The organism is Sphingomonas sp. OV641 (genome assembly GCF_900109205.1).
GTDB lineage: Bacteria > Pseudomonadota > Alphaproteobacteria > Sphingomonadales > Sphingomonadaceae > Sphingomonas.
Window position 1 is genome coordinate 557471 of record NZ_FNZB01000001.1, and the last position, 19932, is coordinate 577402.

Below are 19932 nucleotides of genomic sequence, written 5' to 3' on the forward strand. Positions count from 1 at the left end.
TTCAGCTGGCGAGGCGGCGCTCTGCTGGCGCCGCGACAGTGCCGGCGGACAGCAGCCGGCGCTCCGCCAGCAGCCGCCGAGTATTGGCGGCATCCGTCGGTCGCCCGTACAGATAGCCTTGGCCCCGGGCGCAGCCGAGCGCACGCATTCTCGTCTCGGCCGCCAGATCCTCGATCCCCTCCGCCGTGACCGGCAAATTCAGGCTGGCGCCGATGCTCGCCACGGCGCCCACCAGGGCTGCGCTGTCCGGATCGGCGGCAATCGCCTGCACGAAGCTGCGGTCGATCTTGATCCGGTCGAAAGGCAACGCGCGCAGGTGGCCGAGGCTGGAATAACCGGTGCCGAAATCATCGAGCGCCACGCGGATGCCCTGATTCTTCAGGCTGCCGATGATCGACTGCGCCAGCGCGAGATTTTCCAGCAAGGCGCGCTCGGTAATCTCGATTTCCAACCGGTGCGCTGGAAAGCCGGTTTCGAGCAGCAGCTTGATGATCTTCTGCGGTAACCAGGCATCGCGCAGCTGCACCGCCGACACATTGATCGAGAGCGTCAGGGCAGAATCCCAGTCCCGTGCCGCATGAAACGCTTGCCGCATCACGGACTTGGACAGATCGGCGATCATGCCCGTCCGCTCGGCGATCGGGATGAAACGATCGGGGCTGATCTGGCCTTGCAGCGGATGCTGCCAGCGGGCGAGCACCTCGAAGCCGAGGAGCTGGCCGGTGGCGAGGTCGATCTGCGGATCGAAATGAGGAACGATCTGCCCGGCGGGAATGGCGGCGCGCAAGGCGCTTTCCAGCTCATTGCGGGCGTGCAGGGCGCGCGCCATTTCAGGGTCGAACCAACTGAAGCGGTTCCTGCCGGCTTCCTTTGCCGCATACATGGCAATGTCAGCGGCGCGGATCAGCGTTTCGATGGAGGCGCGCTCCTGGTCCGAGCGGGCAATGCCGATCGAAGCGGAGACGTGAATCGAGGTATCGCCAAGGTCGATCGGGCATGCCAGCCGGCTGACCAGCCGCTCCGCAATCCGCTGCACGGTCTGCGGATCCGCCGGATTGAAGGCGAAGATGCAGCCGAATTCGTCACCGCCGACTCGAGCGGCCAGCGACAGGGGAGGCAACTCGCTGCTGATCTCCGCCGCTACCCGGGCGAGGAGCGAGTCGCCCACGGCATGGCCGTGAAGATCGTTGATCGTCTTGAACCGGTCGAGGTCGATCATCAGCATGGCGACGGCGAGGCGGCGCTGGGCGGCGTCCTGGATCATCGCGGCGCCCTCCTCGACAAGCGCGCGGCGGTTCAGAAAGCCGGTGAGCGGATCCTTGATCGACAGTCGGCGCGCACCCTCCGTGCTGTCCAGCTGATGCCGGAGGCGCCTGGCGAGCTCGCGGTGTCGCCGGCGACCCTCCAGGATCACGGCGAGGTTCAGGAGCAGGGCGATGGTGAGTGGCCAGACCAGCGGGCCGGCGGCGGCTGGCCCGTTGCGGGTGACGACTACGATCACCGCCCCCATGACGATGACGCACAGCGCAACCGCGGCCATCGTGACGAGGCCGATCGGCAGTGTGCGCATATCGCGCCCGTCTTGGCGCGCAGGCTCGTGGGCGATCGATCCATCCATGTCGCCCCATTTTGCGGCGATAGTATGTAGAAGGCGTTAATGGCTGTCCGGCTTGCGCTGGAGGAGTGCTTCCGCTACAGGCCGCGCACGTTCCGTTGTTGAACGCTGAAGACAAGCGCCCATGTGGTGCACGCTGGCCGGCGAGGTTTCGCCCGCCGGCGCTTTTGCGTTTGGGCCGGAAGAAGGGAGTTTTGGCGCGATGTTCGACAGTCTGAGCGATCGTCTTGGCGGCGTATTTGACCGCCTGCGCGGTCGTGGCGCGCTGACCGAGGCGGACGTGCGCCAGGCGATGCGCGAAGTGCGCGTCGCGCTGCTCGAGGCGGACGTCGCGCTGCCGGTGGCTCGACAGTTTGTCGATGATGCCACCGAAAAGGCGATTGGCCAGAACGTGCTGCGCTCGGTCACGCCGGGGCAGCAGGTCGTCAAGATCGTCCATGATGCGCTGGTCGCGATGCTGGGCGGGGATGATCCGCAGGCGGCCGAGCTGAAGATCGACGTCACGCCCCCGGCGGTGGTGATGATGGTCGGCCTCCAGGGCTCGGGCAAGACGACCACGACCGCGAAGATCGCCAAGCGCCTGTCGGGCGGCCAAATGGGTCGTGACCGCAAGAAGGTGCTGATGGCGTCGCTGGACGTCAACCGCCCGGCGGCGCAGGAACAGCTCGCCACGTTGGGCACGCAGGTCGAGGTGCAGACGCTGCCGATCGTCGCCGGGCAGCAGCCGGTCGAGATCGCCCGTCGCGCGCTGCAGGCGGCGAAGCTGCAGGGCTTCGACGTGCTGATGCTCGACACGGCAGGTCGCCTCCACGTCGATCAGGCGCTGATGGACGAGATGAAGGCGGTGGCGGACATTGCCACGCCGCAGGAAATCCTGCTCGTCGTCGACTCGCTGACCGGCCAGGACGCGGTCAATGTCGCGCAGAGCTTCTCTGAGCAGGTGCCGCTGACCGGCGTGGTGCTGACCCGCATGGACGGCGATGCGCGCGGCGGCGCAGCGCTCTCGATGCGTGCCGTGACGGGCAAGCCGATCAAGTTCGCCGGCGTTGGCGAGAAGATGGATGCGCTGGAGGCATTCCATGCCGAGCGCGTGGCCGGCCGGATCCTCGGCATGGGCGATGTCGTCAGCCTGGTCGAGAAGGCGGCGGAGTCGATCCAAGCGGAAGACGCCGAGCGCATGGCGGCGAAGCTGGCCAAGGGCCAGTTCGACATGAACGACCTGCGTGGGCAGCTGGCGCAGATGCGACGCATGGGCGGCCTTGGCGCACTCGCCGGCATGATCCCGGGCATGAAGAAGGCGCAAGCGGCGATGGCCAATGGCGCCGTGGACGAGCGCATCCTGTTGCGCATGGACGCGATGATCACGTCCATGACGCCGAAGGAGCGCGTGAAGCCTGAGCTGATCAACGCCAAGCGCAAGATCCGCATCGCCAAGGGCAGCGGCACGACCGTGCAGGACGTGAACAAGCTCCTGAAGATGCACCAGGAAATGTCCACCGCGATGAAGAAGATACGCAAGATGGGCGGCATCAAGGGGATGCTGTCCATGCTTGGCAAGGGTGGCCCGGGAGGCGGCATGGCAGGCCTCGGCAATGCGCTGGGCGGGCCGGAGCTGGGCGACATGCTGGGCAAGGCTGGCGGCGGCGGTTTGCCCGGCCTGCCTGGCCTTGGTGGTGGCGGCGCCCTGCCGCCAGGATTTCCGAAGTTCAAGAAGTAACGTTTTCAGATATCTAGAAGGAAGAAGTACCAATGGCACTGAGCATTCGCCTGTCGCGTGGCGGTTCGAAGAAGCGTCCGTATTACCGCATCGTCGTTGCCGATGCGCGCAGCCCGCGTGACGGCCGCTTCATCGAGAAGATCGGCAACTACAATCCGCTGCTCGCCAAGGACGACGAGAAGCGCGTGGTGCTGGACGCAGAGCGTGCGAAGCACTGGCTGAGCAACGGAGCGCAGCCGACCGACCGCGTTGCCCGCTTCCTCGACCTCGCCGGTGTGCGCGAGCGTGAAGCCCGCAACAACCCGAAGAAGGCGGAGCCGGGCGAGAAGGCCAAGGAGCGCGCCGAGGAGCGTGCCGAGAAGCTGAAGGCGCAGCAGGAGGCCGAAGCAGAAGCGGCGAACGCCGGTTCGGGCGAGACCGAAGCCGCCGAAGCGACCGCCGAGTAAGCATCCGATCCGATCATGGCGCGTTCCTTTCGGTTGAAAGGAGCTCGCCATGATTGCCGATCCAGACCCCCGGACCGCCAGCGATGACGACGAAAAGGTCGCCAGCAACGAAGGGGTCTCCGCCCCCGACCCAGCAGAAGGACGTGACGACGCCCCCGCTGGCGACGAAGGCTCGCCCAACGGGTGAGCCTGTCGTCGTCATGGCGGCCGTGACGGGGCCGCACGGCATCGCCGGCGAAGTGAAGCTGAAGCTTTTCGCCGACGATGTTGCGGCTTTCACCTCTTTCAACGGCGGCACGCTGACGTTGCGGTCCTTGCGCGGCAACATCGCGCGGTTTGCCGAGGTTTCGGATCGCAATGCGGCCGAAGCTCTACGCGGCACCCAACTGGTGGTACCGCGATCCGCTTTGCCTCCGCTGGACGAGGGCGAATATTACCACGCAGATCTGATTGGACTGCCGGCTTCATCCGAGACGGGCACCCCGCTGGGGCATATCGTCGGGGTGGAGAATTTCGGGGCGGGCGACGTGATCGAGATCGAGCGTCCCAACGGGAAACGCTTCATGGTGCCCATGAACGAGCGCGCTGTTCCCGAATGGAGCGGCGAGCTCCTGGTTGTGGCCGAGGCATTCGCCGCCGACTGATCGGATCCGGCCGGCATCCAAGGCGATATTCCGGAGCCTTCTGAAATTAGCGGCGGAGCGGCTGTCGCTCGTTCAACTCATTACGGATCGTGGTGGCGGCTACGCCTGCTTGCCCCATGGCATGGCTGATCTGGTCCAGCCCGCGCACCACATCGCCTGCCGCATACAGGCCCGGCAGCGTCGTGCGTTGATGTTCGTCTGTGACGATGCAGCCATCGTCCGTTCCCCGGGCGCCCGCCGCCAATGCCAGGTCGGATCGGATCTGGGAGCCTAAAGCGGGATAGACGCTGTCGAACGAGAGCCGGCCGGCCGCGGTATCCAGCGCCAGCTTATCATCTTCGATCGCATAGCCTCCACAAGGGCCGTCGATGCGGGACACGCCGGCGCGGTCGAGCGCGGCGGCGCAATCCTTGTCGAGCATATGTTCTGCGTCGGGCGCGATCAGCGTCACGTCCTTGGAATAGCCGCGCAGGAACAGAGCCTCCCGCATCCCGTGAGTGCCTGTGCCGATCACGCCGACGCGCTTGTCGGTGACTTCATAGCCGTCGCAGATCGGACAATAGCGCAGCAGGCCTTGTTCAAGCGCGCTGTCATGGAGCGCGTGATCCATGTCGGGGCGGTTGTTCACCACGCCCGTGGCCAGCAGGACGGTTCTCGCGCGGACTTCATGATCGGCGCTGCGAACGAGGAAAACATCATCCTGCGGCTCGATCGCGGTGACAGTTGCCGACTGGCAGCGGACGCCGAACGAAGCTGCCTGGGTCCGCATCCGCGCGAGCAATTCCTTGCCGCTGATGCCATCGGGGAAGCCCGCATGATTGTGCGTGCACGGGATCAGGGAAGCGCGGCTCGATCCATTGTCGAACAGCAGAATGTCGAGGTGAAACCGGGCGAGATAGATAGCCGCCGTCAGCCCGGCGGGGCCGCCCCCGATGATGATGCAATCGTGCATGGGCAGCGGAGCGATCGAGGGCGCAGGTGGTTCCATGACCGAAACGGAACTGGCGGGCGGCAATGCCCTTGAGGGGTTCCAGAGGCCCGCCGCGCTTCCAAGGCGCTGCGGTCCGGAACGCGGCTTCTCCGAGAAGCGCGACCGGCCATAGTTGACGAGCGAAAGGCGGGCGGTAACGCTTGGTCCTGCTTTCAACGGGGGTTGATCATGATCCGTGCGCTATCTGCTGCCTTGCTGCTCGCCTCGCCGACCGTTGCTTCCGCCCAGGCAGTTGACCAGGCGCCAGCAGCGCAACCCGCCGCGCCTGATGTCACGGCGTTGGAGCCGCAGCTCACCAGCATCTTCGATGCCTGGATGAAACAATCCCACGTTCCTGGCCTTGTCTATGGCGTGGTCAAGGATGGCAGGCTCGTCATCGTCCGTGGGTTGGGCGTGCAGGACGTCGCCACCAAGCAGCCGGTGACGGCGGACAGCCTGTTTCGCATCGCCTCCATGTCCAAGGCGTTCACCGCCATGGCGATCCTGAAGCTGCGTGATGAGGATCGGCTGTCGCTGAGCGCGCCGGCCGAACGCTACGTGCCCGAGATGCGCGGCTGGAGCTATCCCAGCGCGGACAGCCGCCGCATCCGGGTGGAGGATCTGCTGCATCACACCGCCGGCTTCGTGGAAGACAATCCCTGGGGTGATCGGCAGCAGCCGCTGTCCGAACCGGCGTTCACGGCCATGCTGAAGGCCGGCGTGCCGTTCGCTCAGGCCCCCGGACAGCGGATGGAATATTCCAACTTCGGCTATGCCACGCTCGGCCGCATTGTCAGCAACGTCTCAGGCCAGCGCTACCAGGACTATATCCGTCGCGAGATCATGGCGCCGCTGGGCATGACCGTGACGGGATATGATGTGCTGAATGGGCCGCAGGAGCGGCGCGCGCTCGGCTATCGCTGGCAGGATGACGCCTGGGTGCGCGAGCCCGACATGGCGGATGGCGCATTCGGGGCAATGGGCGGCGTGCAGACGACCGCCAATGATTATTGGCGCTGGGTCTCATTCCTGCTGTCCGCCTGGCCAGCGCGTGACGGCGCCGATGCGGGGCCGGTGAAGCGTGCCACCGTTCGCGAGATTGTCGAAGGATCCAATTTCGTCAGCACGGTGGAACGGCCAAGCGCTTCGGGGCAGATGTGTCGCGTCGCCACGGCTTATGCCATGGGCTGGTCCGTGGTGAACGATTGCGACGTGGGTCGTATCGTGACGCACAGCGGCGGCTATCCGGGCTATGGCTCCATTGTGATGATGCTGCCCGACGCCGGTGTCGGCGTCTTCGCCTTCGCCAATCGCACCTATGCCGGGCCGAGCCGACCGGCTGCACAGGCGCTCCATGCGCTTCGCCAGGCCGGGCTGGCGGACGAGCGGCCGGTGCCCGTGTCAGCGGATCTGGCGCGCGCCTATGACCTTGCCCGAACTGTGTGGAAGAGCGGCGATCCGGCCCGCGCGCCGCTGGCGAACAATGTGCTGCTCGATCGGGATCTCAAACGCCGCCGTACGGACATTGCGGACCTGAAGCGCAAGGTCGGCGCCTGCCGCACAGACGCCCCGATCACGGCCATTTCGGCGATGGAAGGGCATTTCACCTGGACCTGCGCGAGCGGCAATGTCGCTGGCCGGGTGCAGCGTGCGCCAACTCCGGCCTTGAGCCTTCAGGTTCTGAGCTTTACCGCCGCCAACCCGTGACCTTTTCTGCCACCGTTCTGACGCTCTACCCCGAGATGTTTCCCGGGCCGCTGGGCCATGCGATCGCCGGCCGCGCCCTGTCGGAGGGGCGCTGGTCGGTGGAGGCCGTCAACATTCGCGACTTCGCCACCGACCGGCACCGGACGGTGGATGATACGCCGGCCGGGGGAGGCGCGGGCATGGTGTTGCGCGTCGACGTGCTCGCCGCCGCGCTGGACGCGCAGGGGGAGGGCAGGCCGGTGCTGGCGATGACGCCTCGTGGCAAGCCATTGACCCAAGCGCGGGTTAGAGAGCTTGCGGCGGGGCCGGGCGCCGTGATCCTGTGTGGCCGGTTCGAGGGCTTCGACGAGCGGCTGTTCGATGGGCGCGACATCGAGGAGGTGTCGATCGGCGACTATGTGCTGTCCGGCGGCGAGACGGCGGCGCTGGTGCTTCTTGACGCTTGCGTCAGGCTGCTTCCCGGCGTAATGGGCGCGGCTTCAAGCGGAGTCGAGGAAAGCCACGAAAGCGGCCTTCTGGAATATCCGCATTATACCCGACCTCAGGAATGGGAAGGGCGCACGATCCCTGAAGTGCTGCGATCGGGGGATCATGCGAAAATCGCCGCCTGGCGCCATCGCCGGGCGGAGGAAGATACACGGCTACGGCGGCCGGACCTGTGGGAGCGCCATGTCGGCGCTCGGGTCAACCGCCCTCTGGCGCGCGGCGACGAACAGGAATGAAGTCATGAACCTGATTCAGCAGCTCGAAGCCGAGCAGATTGCCAAGCTGACCGCGAACAAGAAGATCCCGGAATTCCGCCCGGGTGACACGCTCAAGGTTGGCGTGAAGGTCGTTGAAGGCGAGCGCACCCGCGTCCAGAACTACGAAGGCGTGTGCATCGCGCGTTCGAACAAGGGCATGGGTTCGTCGTTCACCGTCCGCAAGATCTCGTTCGGTGAGGGTGTGGAGCGCGTCTTCCCGCTGTATTCGCCCAACGTCGATTCGATCGAGGTGGTGCGCAAGGGCGCCGTGCGTCGCGCGAAGCTCTATTACCTGCGCGGTCGTACCGGCAAGTCGGCACGTATCGCCGAGCGTCGCGACAACCGTCCGGCCGCTGCCGCCGCGGAGTAATCCGCCGAAGCGATCAGATGAGAGGGCGTCGGTGGGATCCACCGGCGCCCTTTTTCTTGCCCGCCGGTCGGGCCGCTTCCGGCGTCATCAGCATATACAAATGACGCAGGGCGTCAGGCGCGCCTGCCGTTTGCCGGTGCACCGCATTGCAGGTCAGCGCCGCCACGCACGATTTCCACGATGCGATCGCCCAGTTGAACCGCGGCGGCCTCCGGCTGGTCGAAGCCGATGCACAGGCCATTGCGGAACATGCGAACGCCCAGGCCGGTGGAAAGGCCGGTGAGCGGCCGACCCACGTCTTCCGGCGTGGCATCGCGCTCATGCAGGGCAACGCGGCCGTAAGCGGCGGCGAGATCGGTCAGATATTCGGCGACATGCGGGCCGTTTGAGGATCCCGCCAGCAACAGCCCGGCGAAACTTGCCGGATTGATCACCACATCCGCGCCCGCTTGTCGGGCGAGTGGCTCATTGTCGTCCGACCGGATCACCGCGCTGATCCGCACGCGTTCCGAAAGGCGGCGCGCCGTCAGCACGATCAGGATTGTCGTGTCGTCCCGGCCCGCCGACACCATCAACGTCGCCGCCTGGTCGATCCGAGCGATCTGCAAGGTCGCATCCCGCGTAGCATCGCCGTCCAGCACCACCGCCCCGCATTCCTCGGCATGTGCCAGCGCCCGTTCGTCGCGATCGATCACGACGATGCTGGAGGAGTCCACCTCGCGCCGGATGAGTTCGCGAAGCGCTTCGTTGCCGCTGGTGCCATAGCCGGCGATCACGACATGGCCGCTCAATTGCCGCTGAATCACCTTCATGCGCCACCTCTGCCACGTGCGTCGCAACAGGAAATCATAAGCGGTCCCCAGGAAAATCAACCACACGAACAGGCGAATGGGCGTGACGACGAAAGTGTCGAACAGCCGTGCGCTGTCGGTGACCGGAACGATATCGCCGTAGCCCACCGTCGTGACGGTGATCATGGTGAAATACAGAACGTCCGTGAAGCTGATCGCACCGTCGATATTGTCCCGCAGACCGTCGCGATCGAGCCAGTGGCCGCCCAGCGCAACGCTGATCAGCGACAGCGCCAACAGCACCCGCAGCCCCAGGCTGGCCCATTCGGGCAAGGCGCTGCGGCGCCTCAGGTGCAGATCCTTGACGTGCTTGTTGAGACGCATCGCCGCGACCTAAGCGCGCAACGCGTGCAAAGTCGAGGCCCCGGAGAGGCCAATGGTTCAGGAGCGTTCAGGAGCGTTGCGATGTGCCACGAGGTTCGGAGGCGGATCGGACACTCGGCGCGGGAATGGCTGGACCGATATGAAGTGGCTTGGCTTTTGCTCTTCCCGGGCGGCCGGGCTAACCCGCCGGTTCGAAGCAGTTGGGAAGAGTGAATGCGCATATGGATGGCGGCGATCGGAGCCGGGCTGACGATCTGGGCGGGCACCGCAATGGCTAAGTCGACGACGCCACCGGAGAAGCTGACGCTTCAGCGTGTTTTCGCCAGCCCCGATCTCGGCGGCGGCCAGCCGCAGGCGCTGCGCCTTTCCCCGGATGGTACGTTGCTGACGTCGGTGCGCCCGCGTGATGATGAGCGCAACCGCTTCGATCTGTGGGCGATGGACACCCGAACCGGGCAGTCCCGGATGCTGGTGGATTCGCGAAAGGTCGGCAGCGGTGCTGAGCTTTCCGAGGCGGAAAAGATGCAGCGAGAGCGCGATCGCTCGAAGACCGGCAAAACGGGCATTCTCGACTACGACTGGGCACCGGACGGCAAATCGATCCTGGTGCCGGTGGATGGCGAACTGTTCGTCGCCACGCTCGACGGCAATGTTCAACGGCTGGAGGGAAGCCGGGGCGCGCTGAACCCCGTCGTCTCTCCGCGCGGCCGCTACGTCAGCTTCGTGCGCGACCAGAACCTGTGGGTCCGCCCGGCGGGCGCCGGCGTGGCACGCCAGCTGACCAGTGAAGGCAGCGGCACCGTCCATTTCGGCGAGGCCGAGTTCGTCGCCCAAGAGGAGATGCATCGGCGGACGGGTTATTGGTGGTCGCCTGACGATCGTCTGATCGCGGTCGAACGGTTTGACGAGGCGCCGGTGCGTGTCTTCACGCGCGCGTCGATCGGCGCCACCGGCACGAGCATTTACGAGCAGAAGTATCCGGCGGCGGGCACGCCCAACGTGCTGGTGGACCTGTTCATCATGAAGCCGGATGGGTCCGGCAAGGTGAAGGTGGATCTTGGCGCGGATCGCGACATCTATCTCGCGCGCGTTGATTGGTTGCCAGACGGTTCGGCGCTGCTGGTCCAGCGCCAATCGCGCGATCAGCGCACGCTCGATATGCTTCGGGTGGACCCGGCGACGGGCAAGTCTACCGTGCTGTTCAGCGAACGCGCTGGCGAGAAGAGCTGGGTCAACCTGTCGGATGCCTATCGCGCGCTGAAAGACGGCAGCCTCATCTGGCGTTCCGAGCGCGACGGGTACGGGCATCTCTACCGCTGGAAGGCGGGCGCCTGGACCCAGCTGACCAAGGGTGCATGGGTGGTCGATTCGCTGGTCTCGGTGAATGAGGCGGAAGGCCGTCTGTTCTTCACGGCAAATCGCGATGGGGTGCTCGAACGGCACCTTTACGCGCTGGACCTCTCGCGTCCGGGCGAGATCACCCGGGTGACCGAGGCAGGCTGGTCGCTGAGCGGGGCGTCAGGCGACGACACGGGAACCCGCTTCATCATCAGTCGCTCGAGCCCCACCCAGCCGAAGCAGACGTTCCTGGCTGACGCGAATGGCAAGCGGATCGCCTGGGTGAACGAGAATGCCGTGAGCGGCGATCACCCTTATGCGCCGTATCTTGCCAGTCATCGCCCGACCGAGTTCGGGACGATCAAGGCGGCCGATGGCACGCCGCTCCACTGGCAGATGATTACGCCTGTGCTGGAGAAGGGCAGGCGCTATCCGGTGTTCTTCATGCATTATGGCGGCCCCGGCAGCCAGGACGTGTGGCGCGACTGGCCGGGCAACATGCCGCTGCGCCAGTTCCTGGTGCAGCAGGGCTGGATCGTCTTCCAGATCGACAATCGCGGTTCAGACAATCGCGGCAAGGCGTACGAGGATGCGATCTGGCACGCGATGGGGACGGTCGAGGTGGATGATCAGCTCGCTGGCGCGGCCTACCTCAAATCGCTTCCGTTCGTGGATGCGGACAAGATCGCGATCTACGGCTGGTCTTACGGCGGCTATCTCACGCTGAAGATGATGGAGGCGCATCCGGGGGTGTTCGCCGCCGGCATTTCGGGCGCGCCGGTCACCGATTGGTCATTGTACGACACGCATTACACCGAGCGGTACATGGGCGATCCGACGCGCGACGCGGCCGCCTATCGGGCTGCAGGCGCGCTTGAGACGGCCGAGCGGATCAGCGATCCACTGCTGCTGATGCACGGAATGGCCGACGACAATGTCTTTCTGGACAATGCGACTGCCTTTGCTGCCCGGATGCAGGCCGCCAATCGGCGGTTCGAAATGATGCTTTACCCCGGGAAGGCGCATGGCGCGGTGCGCGACATTCATCCGTGGACGACGATACTCGCCTTCCTTGATCGTCACGTGACGAAAAATGACGTAAAGTAAACCTTTGTTGGCACTTTGTTTCGCGCGGCGCTAAGGGCCGCGCGGTTACGAGTTGAAGGACTGGTTTATGGGTTACCGGGTGGTGGTTGCTGGGGCGACGGGCAATGTCGGGCGCGAGATGATCAACATTCTCGCCGAGCGCGAGTTTCCGGCCGATGAGATCGCCGTGCTCGCCTCTTCGCGCTCGGTTGGCGACCAGATCGAATATGGCGAGACCGGCCAGATGCTGACGGTCAAGAACATCGAGCATTTCGATCCGGCCGGCTGGGACTTTGCGCTGTTCGCGATCGGAAGCGAGGCGACCAAGGTCTATGCGCCGAAGTTCGCCGCGGCCGGATGCACGGTGATCGACAATTCCTCGCTGTATCGCATGGATCCGGACGTGCCGCTGATCGTGCCGGAAGTGAACCCGGGCGACATCGACGGTTATACCAAGAAGAACATCATCGCGAACCCGAACTGTTCGACGGCGCAGATGGTGGTGGCGCTGAAGCCGCTGCATGATGTCGCCAAGATCAAGCGCGTCGTGGTGGCGACTTACCAGTCGGTTTCGGGGGCCGGCAAGCAGGGCATGGACGAACTGTTCGAGCAGAGCCGGAACATCTTCGTCGGTGATCAGGCCGAAGCAAAGAAGTTCACCAAGCAGATTGCCTTCAACGTGATCCCGCACATCGACAGCTTCCTGGAGGATGGCTCCACCAAGGAAGAGTGGAAGATGGTGGTGGAAACCAAGAAGATCCTCGACCCCAAGGTGAAGGTGACCGCAACCTGCGTTCGCGTTCCGGTGTTCGTGGGCCATTCTGAAGCCATCAACATCGAATTCGAGAATGAGATCTCGGCGGAGGAGGCCCAGAAGATCCTGCGCGAGGCGCCCGGCGTTATGCTCGTCGATAAGCGCGAGGACGGCGGCTATGTCACGCCGGTGGAGTGCGTCGGCGATTATGCGACCTTCATCAGCCGCGTGCGCGAGGATTCGACGGTCGATAACGGCCTGTCGCTCTGGTGCGTCAGCGACAATCTGCGCAAAGGCGCTGCGCTGAACGCGGTGCAGATCGCCGAGCTTCTCGGGCGGCGGCACCTGAAGAAGGCGGCCTGACGCTCCTACGCGCTTCAATCAAAGTAAATCGGGGGCGCCTCCATCCAGAGGCGCCCCCGTTTTCATTATAACACAGGGTGCGGAAGGGCGCCTGCTCCCACCTATTCGCTGTGCACCACCTCGATCTTGCCCTTCGGCTTCTGCAACAGCAGCACTAGGGGGATCGCGCCGAACGAAATCCAGCTCATCAAATAGAAATCGTCGAGATAGGCGATCATTGCCGCCTGCTTGTTCACCATGCCGTCGACCATGGACATAGCGGCGTCAGACAGCGAGCCGAAACCACTCAGCCGCGCCACGTCAAAGCCCGCAATGGCGTTTCGTGTGACATGCTGCGCCAGGTCCGCGTGGCTGATCTGGGTGTTGCGCGCGAGCAGCACGGTAACCATGGAGATGCCGGCCGACTGGCCGATCGAGCGGAACAGGTTCAGCAGGCTTGAGCCATCCGTGCGGTAGCGCCCATCCAGCGTGGCAAAGGCGAGCGCGTTCAGCGGCATGAAGACCAGCCCCATGCCAAGCCCCTGAACGAAGCCCGCCGTGATCACCGGCCAGAAATCTTGCTCCAGCGAAAACTGGGACATCTGGCGCAGCGAAACGCCGAAGATCACCAGTCCCACCATGATGACGATGCGGGTATCGACCTTGCCCATCATCTGCCCCGCCAGCCACATGGTGGCCAGCACGCCCACGCCGCGGGGCGCCATCATCACGCCCGTGTCGATCACGGGATAGCCGAACAGGTTCTGCAGCATCGGCGGCAGAAGCGCCATCGGCGCCATGGTCGAGATCCCGACCACCAGCATGAAGAACAGTCCGGTGACGAGATTGCGATTGTGAAAGAGCGCGCGATCGAACAGCGGCTTCTTCGCGGTGGCGAAGTGGAAGATCGCCATCCAGGTGAACGCCACGGTGGCGAGCGCCTCGATGATCACTTCCCAACTGTCGAACCAATCCTCGCTCTGTCCGCGATCCAGCATCAGCTGAAACGCCGCCACCGCCACGCCGAGATAGACGAAGCCGGCGAAATCGAACGACCTGACCGCCTTGGGACGGCTGGGCAGGAGGAACCACAGGATCGCGAAGGTGAGGGCGCCCACCGGCACGTTGACGTAGAAGACCCAGCGCCAATTGTAGCTTTCCGTCAGCCATCCGCCGAGCACCGGACCCATGATCGGGCCGACCATTACGCCCATGCCCCAGACGCTCATCGCCTTGGCCGCCTTGTCCGGCGGATTGATGTCCAGCATCGAGGTCTGCGACAGCGGGTTGATGAAGGCCGCGAAGATCCCCTGAAACACGCGGAAGATCACCATCTCTTCCAGGCTGGTCGCGATGCCGCAGAGCATGGAGGCGACGATGAACCCGCCAACGGCAATGAGGAAGAGATTGCGGCTCCCCAACCGGTCGGAGAGCCAGCCAGTGGCGGGCAGCGCGATCGCCGTTGCCACGATATAGCTTGTCAGCACCCAGGTGACGGTGTCGACCGTCGCGCCGAGGCTGGTCATCATGTGCGGCAGCGCCACGTTGGCGATCGTGGTGTCCAGGATCTGCATGATCATGGCGCCCATGATGCCGACGGTCAGCAAGCCGCGGTGATTGGTCTCCAGCAATGGCTTGCCGGCAGCGGGAGGGCCTGCCGCCGCTGCACCGGCTCGCGGCGCGGAAGCCGGCGCCGCCTGCGAGGCCATCTCAATGTGCTCCGGTGTCGATGCTGACGTCGGTCGAAAGGCCCGCGATCATCGCGCGCGGCGGCGTGCCGTCGATCGCGATGCGCACGGGAACGCGCTGCGTCACCTTCACCCAATTGCCATTCGCATTCTGTGCCGGAAGCACGGAAAACTCGCTGCCCGTGCCGGCGCCGATCGATTGTACCCGGCCGGTAACCTTCAGGTCGGGATAGGCGTCGAAACCCAGTTCGGCGGGCTGGCCGACACGCATGTGATCGAGATCCGTTTCCTTGAAATTGGCCTCGACCCAGGTCTGATCGCTGACCACGAGGCTGAGGGCAGGCACCCCGGATGGAGTGATGTTTCCGACCTGCAGCCGGCTTGTCTGACTGACGACACCGTCAGCCGGTGCGCGAACGGTGGTCCGCTGAAGGTTGAGTTCTGCCTGCGCGCGCTTGGCCAAGGCCACCTGAATGGCGGCGGGCTGGCCGGAGCCTCCCCCCGAGCCGACCTGCTGCTGTGCCCGAGCGGCTGCCGCCTGACCGGTCGCGATCTTCGCCCGCGCGGCGGCGACATCCTGCGTGGCCGCGTCGAGGCTGGCGCGGGTGGTGAAGCCACGCTTCATCAATTCGTTTTGCCGCTGATACGTCGCCTCCGCCAACGTAAGCTCGGCACGTGCGCTCGCGATGTCGGCCGCGGCGCTGCCGCTGTCAGTGGCCATGGTGGCGACCTGAACCCGCGCCGAGGCGAGATCCGCATTCGCTTGTGCCAGGGCGATCCGGTAAGGCTCCGGATCGATCCGGAACAGGATATCGCCAGCCTTGACGCGCTGGTTCTCCTTGACGTTCACCGCCACGATGCGCCCAGACACGTCGGGGCTGATCGAAATCACGTCCTGCCGCACATAGGCGTTATCGGTAGAAATGTAGCGGCCGGCGGTGAGATAGAAATAGCCGGCGACCACAGCGATCAGCAGCGGCAGGCCGAACATCAGCACGGGGCGGATCAGCCCGCGACGTTTGGCGGAGGGCTCCGCCACGGGCGTGCCCATGGCGACCTGCGCCTCGGCGCCCGGCTTCGGATCGGCATCAGCCATGGGCGACCTCCCGAGTTTCGCTGGCGGAAAGATTGTGGCGAATACGGTTGAGTAGCTCTGTCATCGTGTCGATCTGTGTTTCTGAAATTTCCAAAAGGGCCTGCGACATCAGCTCATCGGCAGTTTCGTGCAGTTCCTCGAGCACCGGGCCGGCTTTCTCGGTAAGGAACAATTGCCAAGCACGGCGGTCGTTGGGATCGCGCCGCCGCTCGACGAGGCCGCTTTCCTGCATGCGATCGATGAGCCGACACAAGGTGATCGGTTCCACCTCGAGCAGATCGGCGAGATTGCCCTGGTTGATCCCTTCATTCCTGCTGATGGCCAGCAGTGCCTTCCACTGGGCGCGTGTGGCGCCATGCTGCCGCGCCCGCTCATCAAAGCGCTTGCGCAGCATTCGCGCCGTGTCGCTGAGCAGGAAGCCAAACGTGTCTGTCATATGCGCACACATAATAAGCAGGCTTATATAATGGAAGTGTTGTCGCACAGTGCCGGATTAAATAGCCGTGCAGCAGACCTGAGCCTCAGGCGTTGGTCCTGCCGAGGAGCCGGTGAATGACGCTGATGACGGGAGGCTGCCAGTGCGGGCGTGTCCGCTATGCAGCCGAGATCGAGAGTGACGACGCCTACCTATGCCATTGCCGCATGTGTCAGCGGGCGACCGGCGGCGTCTCCATCGCATATGTGAACGTGCCGGCGGGCAAGTTGCGATGGGAGAGTGGCCCCGACTGGTATCGCTCGTCGGCGATCGCGCATCGGCCGTTTTGCTCGGGCTGCGGTACGCCGCTTGGCTTCGCATTTCTCCAGGATGCGGAGAACGTCGACGTGACGATCGGCAGCTTCGACGATCCCCAACGGTTCAAACCGAAACATCATTACGCAGTCGAAAGTATGCATGAAGCGTGGCTCGATACGGGGGACTTGCCACGCACGCGTAGCGAAGAGAATGAGAATGTCGTGAAACGCTGGATGGACGCTTGTGGCAAAACACCCGATTGAGACGCATCACTTCGCCAGTTTCGATGGCACCAAGCTGGCCTGGCATGAGATGGGGGCTGGCCGCCCAATTGTCCTGATCCACGGCTATTTCTCAGACGCGAATACCAACTGGATCCGCTACGGTCATGCCGACGCGATCGCCGCCAAGGGCTATCGCGTCATCATGCCGGACCTTCGCGCGCATGGCGACAGCGACAAGCCTCATGGGTCGGCCGCTTATCCGCCTGACGCGCTGGCGCAGGATGGTCATGCGCTGATCGCGCACCTGGGCCTCACCGATTATGATCTGGGCGGCTATTCTCTTGGAGCCCGCACGACCGGCCGGATGCTTGCAACCGGCGCGACGCCAGGTCGCGTCGTCTTTTCCGGCATGGGGTTGGAGGGCATCATTCATGCGGAGCGCCGGCAGGATCATTTTCGCCATATCCTCACCAATCTCGGCAAGCACGAGCGAGGAAGCCCGGCCTGGCTCGCGGAGGCATTCCTCAAGACGACTGGTGGTGATCCGGTAGCGTTGCTGGGCATTCTCGATACGTTCGTATCGACCCCGCGCGGGGCGGTAGCAGCGTTCGAGTGGCCGGCCGTTGTGGTGAATGGCCGAGAAGACGACGACAATGGGTCCGCGGCGGCGCTGGCCGATCTGCTCCCGCACGGCCGGTTGGTGGAGGTGCCGGGCAATCACATGAGTTCGGTGACAAAACCGGAGCTTGGCCAAGCTATCGCAGAGTTCCTGGCGGGTTGACCGTGCTGCGCCCGGCGCGCAGTTTCACACCATAACGACACATCAGGACACAGCATGAATCGTCAGATCGTATCGCTCGCCGCCCTCGCGGCGACGCTTGTCGCCGTTCCCGTGGCGGCCCAGCAGGCGACCTCGCCCGCAGTCACGCCTGCTCAGGCAGATGCGTTTGTCGCGGCGGCAGAAAAGAAGCTTGCGGATGCCAGCGTGGATGGCGCGCGGATCGCCTGGGTGAACGCGACCTATATCACCGACGATACCGACGCGCTCGCCGCCAAGGCCGGTGGCGAATATACCGAGCTTCAGGTGAAGCTCGCGACGCAAGCCGCCAAATATCGCGCGCTGCCCGGCCTGTCGGCGGACACCCGCCGCAAGCTCGATCTTCTGGTCGGCGGGATCACCCTGCCGGCGCCCACCCGCGCAGGGGCAGCGGAGGAGCTGTCCACGCTCTTCACCAAGATGGGCTCCAGCTACGGCAAGGGCCGCGGAACGCTGAACGGCCAGCCGATCAACGGCTCGGACATCGAGGCGGCGATGGGCGATGAGCGTGATCCCGCCAAGCTGAAGGAAATGTGGGTCAGCTGGCACGACAATGTCGGCGCGCCGATGCGCCAGGATTATGTCGCCGCGACCAAGCTGACCAACGAGGGCGCGGTTGGGTTGGGCTTCAAGGACGCAGGCGCGCTGTGGCGGTCCGGCTATGACATGAAGCCTGACGAATTCGCCGCGCTCACCGATAAGCTCTGGGGTGAGGTGGAGCCGCTGTACCAGGCGCTGCACACCTATGTTCGCTGGAAGCTCAATGAGAAGTACGGCGACGCCGTGCAGCCCAAGACCGGCCCGATCCGCGCCGACCTGCTCGGCAACATGTGGGCACAGGAATGGGGCAACATCTATGACGTCGTGGCGCCGGCCGGTGCGGGCGACTTAGGCTATGACATCGGCGATCTGCTCAAGGCGAAGCAGTACGATCCGGTGAAGATGGTGAAGACCGGTGAGGGTTTCTATTCCTCGCTCGGCTTTGCGCCTCTGCCCGAGACGTTCTGGAAGCGGTCGCAGATCGTGAAGCCGCAGGATCGCGAGGTGATCTGTCACGCCAGTGCCTGGGACGTCGACAATGTCGACGACCTGCGCATCAAGATGTGCACCAAGGTGAATTCGGATGACTTCGTCACCATCCACCACGAGCTCGGCCACAATTACTATCAGCGCGCCTACAATCAGCAGCCGTTCCTGTACAAGAACGGTGCGAATGACGGCTTCCACGAGGCGATCGGCGACTTCGTCGCACTGTCGATCACGCCGGACTATCTGGTGAAGATCAACCTGCTCGATCAGGCGAAGGTGCCGGCGGCGGACAAGGATGTCGGTCTGCTGCTGCGCCAAGCGATGGACAAGGTGGCGTTCCTGCCTTTCGGGCTGATGGTGGACAAATACCGCTGGCAGCTGTTCTCGGGCGAGATCCCCGCTGGCCAGATGCAGGCGGGCTGGGACAAGCTGCGCCTACAGTACCAGGGCATCGTTCCCCCGGTCGCACGTGACGAAACCAAGTTCGATGCCGGCGCCAAGTATCACGTTGCGGCGGGAGTGCCGTACACGCGCTACTTCCTGGCGCGCATTCTCCAGTTCCAGTTCTACGAGGCAGCGTGCAAGCAGGCTGGCTGGAAGGGGCCGCTCCACCGTTGTTCCTTCTACGGCGACAAGGACGTGGGCGCGAAGCTCGATGCGATGCTGAAGATGGGTCAGTCCAAGCCCTGGCCGGACGCGCTTCAGGCCTTCACGGGCATGCGCGACATGTCGGGGAAGGCGATGGTCGCCTATTTCGCCCCGCTGAAGAAGTGGCTCGATCAGCAGAACAAGGGAAAGCCGAGCGGCTGGTAATAGCCAGAAACAATGAACACCGCTTCATGCGACATGAAGCGGTGTTCACGTGATTGATTCGGCAAGCGCTTTAGGCGTCGCTATTCGGGTATGACGTTCTCGTCTGCGATGCCGGCTTCGAAGGATTTCGATGCATCCTCGCCGTCAGGCATGTGCGCCTTCTTCGCCTTATCATCGGGCGAGCTGCTCGTGCCGGCCGGCTTCTCGCTTGTTGCGGAGGCGGGCTGATCGTCGGCCTGCTTCTTCGGTGTCGAACCGCGTAGCGACAGCAATGCGGCCGTCGCCGCGGCACCAACGGCGGCGAGCCCGCCTGCAATGGCGGCCTTGCTCTTCCAGACGGGTGGCTTGTCCGTCTCGGCGCTCGACTGTGCCTTCGGCTTCGCAGGCCGTTTGGGTGGCGGCGTCGCACGTTTGGTCGAGCGCGGCTTCGGCGGGGCCGGTGACTTTCTGGCCGGCGCGGGCTTTGCGGCGCTTTCACTCGCTTCCGCCGCAGGCTTCCGGCGCGGCTTGGCAGCCGGCTTGTCTGCGGCCGACTTCGCCGTGGAGCTCTTGCGCGGAGCCCGCCGGGCGGGCGGCTTGGGCGCAGCGGCAGGCGGCGTTTCTTCGTTGTCGGCCAAGGTCAGCT

Annotated in this window: 17 protein-coding genes and 1 pseudogene; 11 read left to right on the plus strand and 7 right to left on the minus strand. The window is 64.5% G+C overall.

The annotated features are described in order from the left end of the window. Position 1 precedes the first annotated feature (1 nt). A complete protein-coding gene (locus tag BMX36_RS02480; RefSeq protein WP_256210627.1) occupies positions 2-1570 on the minus strand; it encodes a putative bifunctional diguanylate cyclase/phosphodiesterase in 1569 nt (522 codons plus the stop codon). A 247-nt stretch (positions 1571-1817) separates the two neighbouring features. On the opposite strand from BMX36_RS02480, the gene ffh reads away from it, so the two are divergent. The 3 genes from ffh to rimM all read left to right on the plus strand — a co-directional run bounded on the left by ffh (position 1818) and on the right by rimM (position 4422). After that, positions 1818-3332, plus strand: a complete 1515-nt coding sequence (gene ffh / locus BMX36_RS02485; RefSeq protein ID WP_066781683.1) for a signal recognition particle protein — start codon at positions 1818-1820, stop codon at positions 3330-3332. A 32-nt stretch (positions 3333-3364) separates the two neighbouring features. Next, positions 3365-3778, plus strand: a complete 414-nt coding sequence (rpsP, locus tag BMX36_RS02490; protein ID WP_066781676.1) for a 30S ribosomal protein S16 — start codon at positions 3365-3367, stop codon at positions 3776-3778. A 200-nt stretch (positions 3779-3978) separates the two neighbouring features. Beyond that, the gene (gene rimM, locus BMX36_RS02495; protein ID WP_256210744.1) at positions 3979-4422 is read left to right on the plus strand and encodes a ribosome maturation factor RimM; all 444 of its coding nucleotides are present in this window, start codon (positions 3979-3981) and stop codon (positions 4420-4422) included. Between the two features lie 46 nt (positions 4423-4468). Here rimM and BMX36_RS02500 read toward each other — a convergent pair whose 3' ends face one another. After that, positions 4469-5374, minus strand: coding sequence for an NAD(P)/FAD-dependent oxidoreductase (locus BMX36_RS02500; protein WP_093063576.1), 906 nt, complete (start codon positions 5372-5374; stop codon positions 4469-4471). 207 nt (positions 5375-5581) lie between these two features. Between BMX36_RS02500 and BMX36_RS02505 the strand changes: the two genes are divergently transcribed. From BMX36_RS02505 to rplS, 3 genes and pseudogenes are all read left to right on the plus strand, one after another. Further along, the gene (locus BMX36_RS02505; protein ID WP_093065157.1) at positions 5582-7099 is read left to right on the plus strand and encodes a serine hydrolase domain-containing protein; all 1518 of its coding nucleotides are present in this window, start codon (positions 5582-5584) and stop codon (positions 7097-7099) included. Beyond that, positions 7096-7829: pseudogene (gene trmD, locus BMX36_RS02510) on the plus strand (tRNA (guanosine(37)-N1)-methyltransferase TrmD). Before BMX36_RS02505 ends, trmD begins: the two are co-directional and overlap by 4 nt. Beyond that, positions 7826-8212 carry a 50S ribosomal protein L19 gene (rplS, locus tag BMX36_RS02515; protein WP_066782080.1) on the plus strand — a complete coding sequence of 129 codons (387 nt, stop codon included), beginning with the start codon at positions 7826-7828 and terminating at the stop codon, positions 8210-8212. Before trmD ends, rplS begins: the two are co-directional and overlap by 4 nt. A 113-nt stretch (positions 8213-8325) precedes the next feature. On the opposite strand, the gene BMX36_RS02520 is transcribed toward rplS, so the two are convergent. Then, positions 8326-9387, minus strand: a complete 1062-nt coding sequence (locus tag BMX36_RS02520) for a potassium channel family protein (protein WP_093063577.1) — start codon at positions 9385-9387, stop codon at positions 8326-8328. 213 nt (positions 9388-9600) lie between these two features. Here BMX36_RS02520 and BMX36_RS02525 point away from each other — a divergent pair, with 213 nt between their 5' ends. Both BMX36_RS02525 and BMX36_RS02530 read left to right on the plus strand, forming a co-directional pair. Then, positions 9601-11832, plus strand: a complete 2232-nt coding sequence (locus BMX36_RS02525; RefSeq protein WP_093063578.1) for a S9 family peptidase — start codon at positions 9601-9603, stop codon at positions 11830-11832. Between the two features lie 67 nt (positions 11833-11899). Beyond that, positions 11900-12928, plus strand: coding sequence for an aspartate-semialdehyde dehydrogenase (locus BMX36_RS02530; protein ID WP_066782087.1), 1029 nt, complete (start codon positions 11900-11902; stop codon positions 12926-12928). 101 nt (positions 12929-13029) lie between these two features. Here BMX36_RS02530 and BMX36_RS02535 read toward each other — a convergent pair whose 3' ends face one another. The 3 genes from BMX36_RS02535 to BMX36_RS02545 are packed head-to-tail and all read right to left on the minus strand — an operon-like array spanning position 13030 to position 16085. Beyond that, positions 13030-14616 (minus strand): DHA2 family efflux MFS transporter permease subunit, encoded by a 1587-nt coding sequence (locus BMX36_RS02535; RefSeq protein WP_093063579.1) that lies wholly within the window; start codon positions 14614-14616, stop codon positions 13030-13032. Position 14617: 1 nt separating this feature from the next. Then, entirely contained in the window at positions 14618-15691 is a 1074-nt protein-coding gene (locus tag BMX36_RS02540; RefSeq protein ID WP_093063580.1) for an HlyD family secretion protein, read from the minus strand. After that, positions 15684-16085, minus strand: coding sequence for a MarR family winged helix-turn-helix transcriptional regulator (locus tag BMX36_RS02545; protein WP_256210628.1), 402 nt, complete (start codon positions 16083-16085; stop codon positions 15684-15686). The genes BMX36_RS02540 and BMX36_RS02545 overlap by 8 nt, the downstream gene beginning before the upstream one ends. A gap of 158 nt (positions 16086-16243) precedes the next feature. Here BMX36_RS02545 and BMX36_RS02550 point away from each other — a divergent pair, with 158 nt between their 5' ends. From BMX36_RS02550 to BMX36_RS02560, 3 genes are read left to right on the plus strand one after another with little or no spacing between them, the layout of a single operon-like run. Then, complete coding sequence (locus tag BMX36_RS02550; RefSeq protein ID WP_093063582.1) at positions 16244-16687, plus strand: GFA family protein; 444 nt, start codon at positions 16244-16246, stop codon at positions 16685-16687. Then, entirely contained in the window at positions 16668-17429 is a 762-nt protein-coding gene (locus BMX36_RS02555; RefSeq protein ID WP_093063583.1) for an alpha/beta fold hydrolase, read from the plus strand. The genes BMX36_RS02550 and BMX36_RS02555 overlap by 20 nt, the downstream gene beginning before the upstream one ends. Positions 17430-17483: 54 nt before the next feature. After that, on the plus strand, positions 17484-19307 hold the full coding sequence (locus BMX36_RS02560; RefSeq protein WP_093063584.1) for a M2 family metallopeptidase: 1824 nt from the start codon (positions 17484-17486) through the stop codon (positions 19305-19307). An 80-nt stretch (positions 19308-19387) separates the two neighbouring features. Here BMX36_RS02560 and BMX36_RS02565 read toward each other — a convergent pair whose 3' ends face one another. Continuing rightward, positions 19388-19924, minus strand: coding sequence for a hypothetical protein (locus BMX36_RS02565; RefSeq protein WP_093065159.1), 537 nt, complete (start codon positions 19922-19924; stop codon positions 19388-19390). Positions 19925-19932 lie beyond the last annotated feature (8 nt).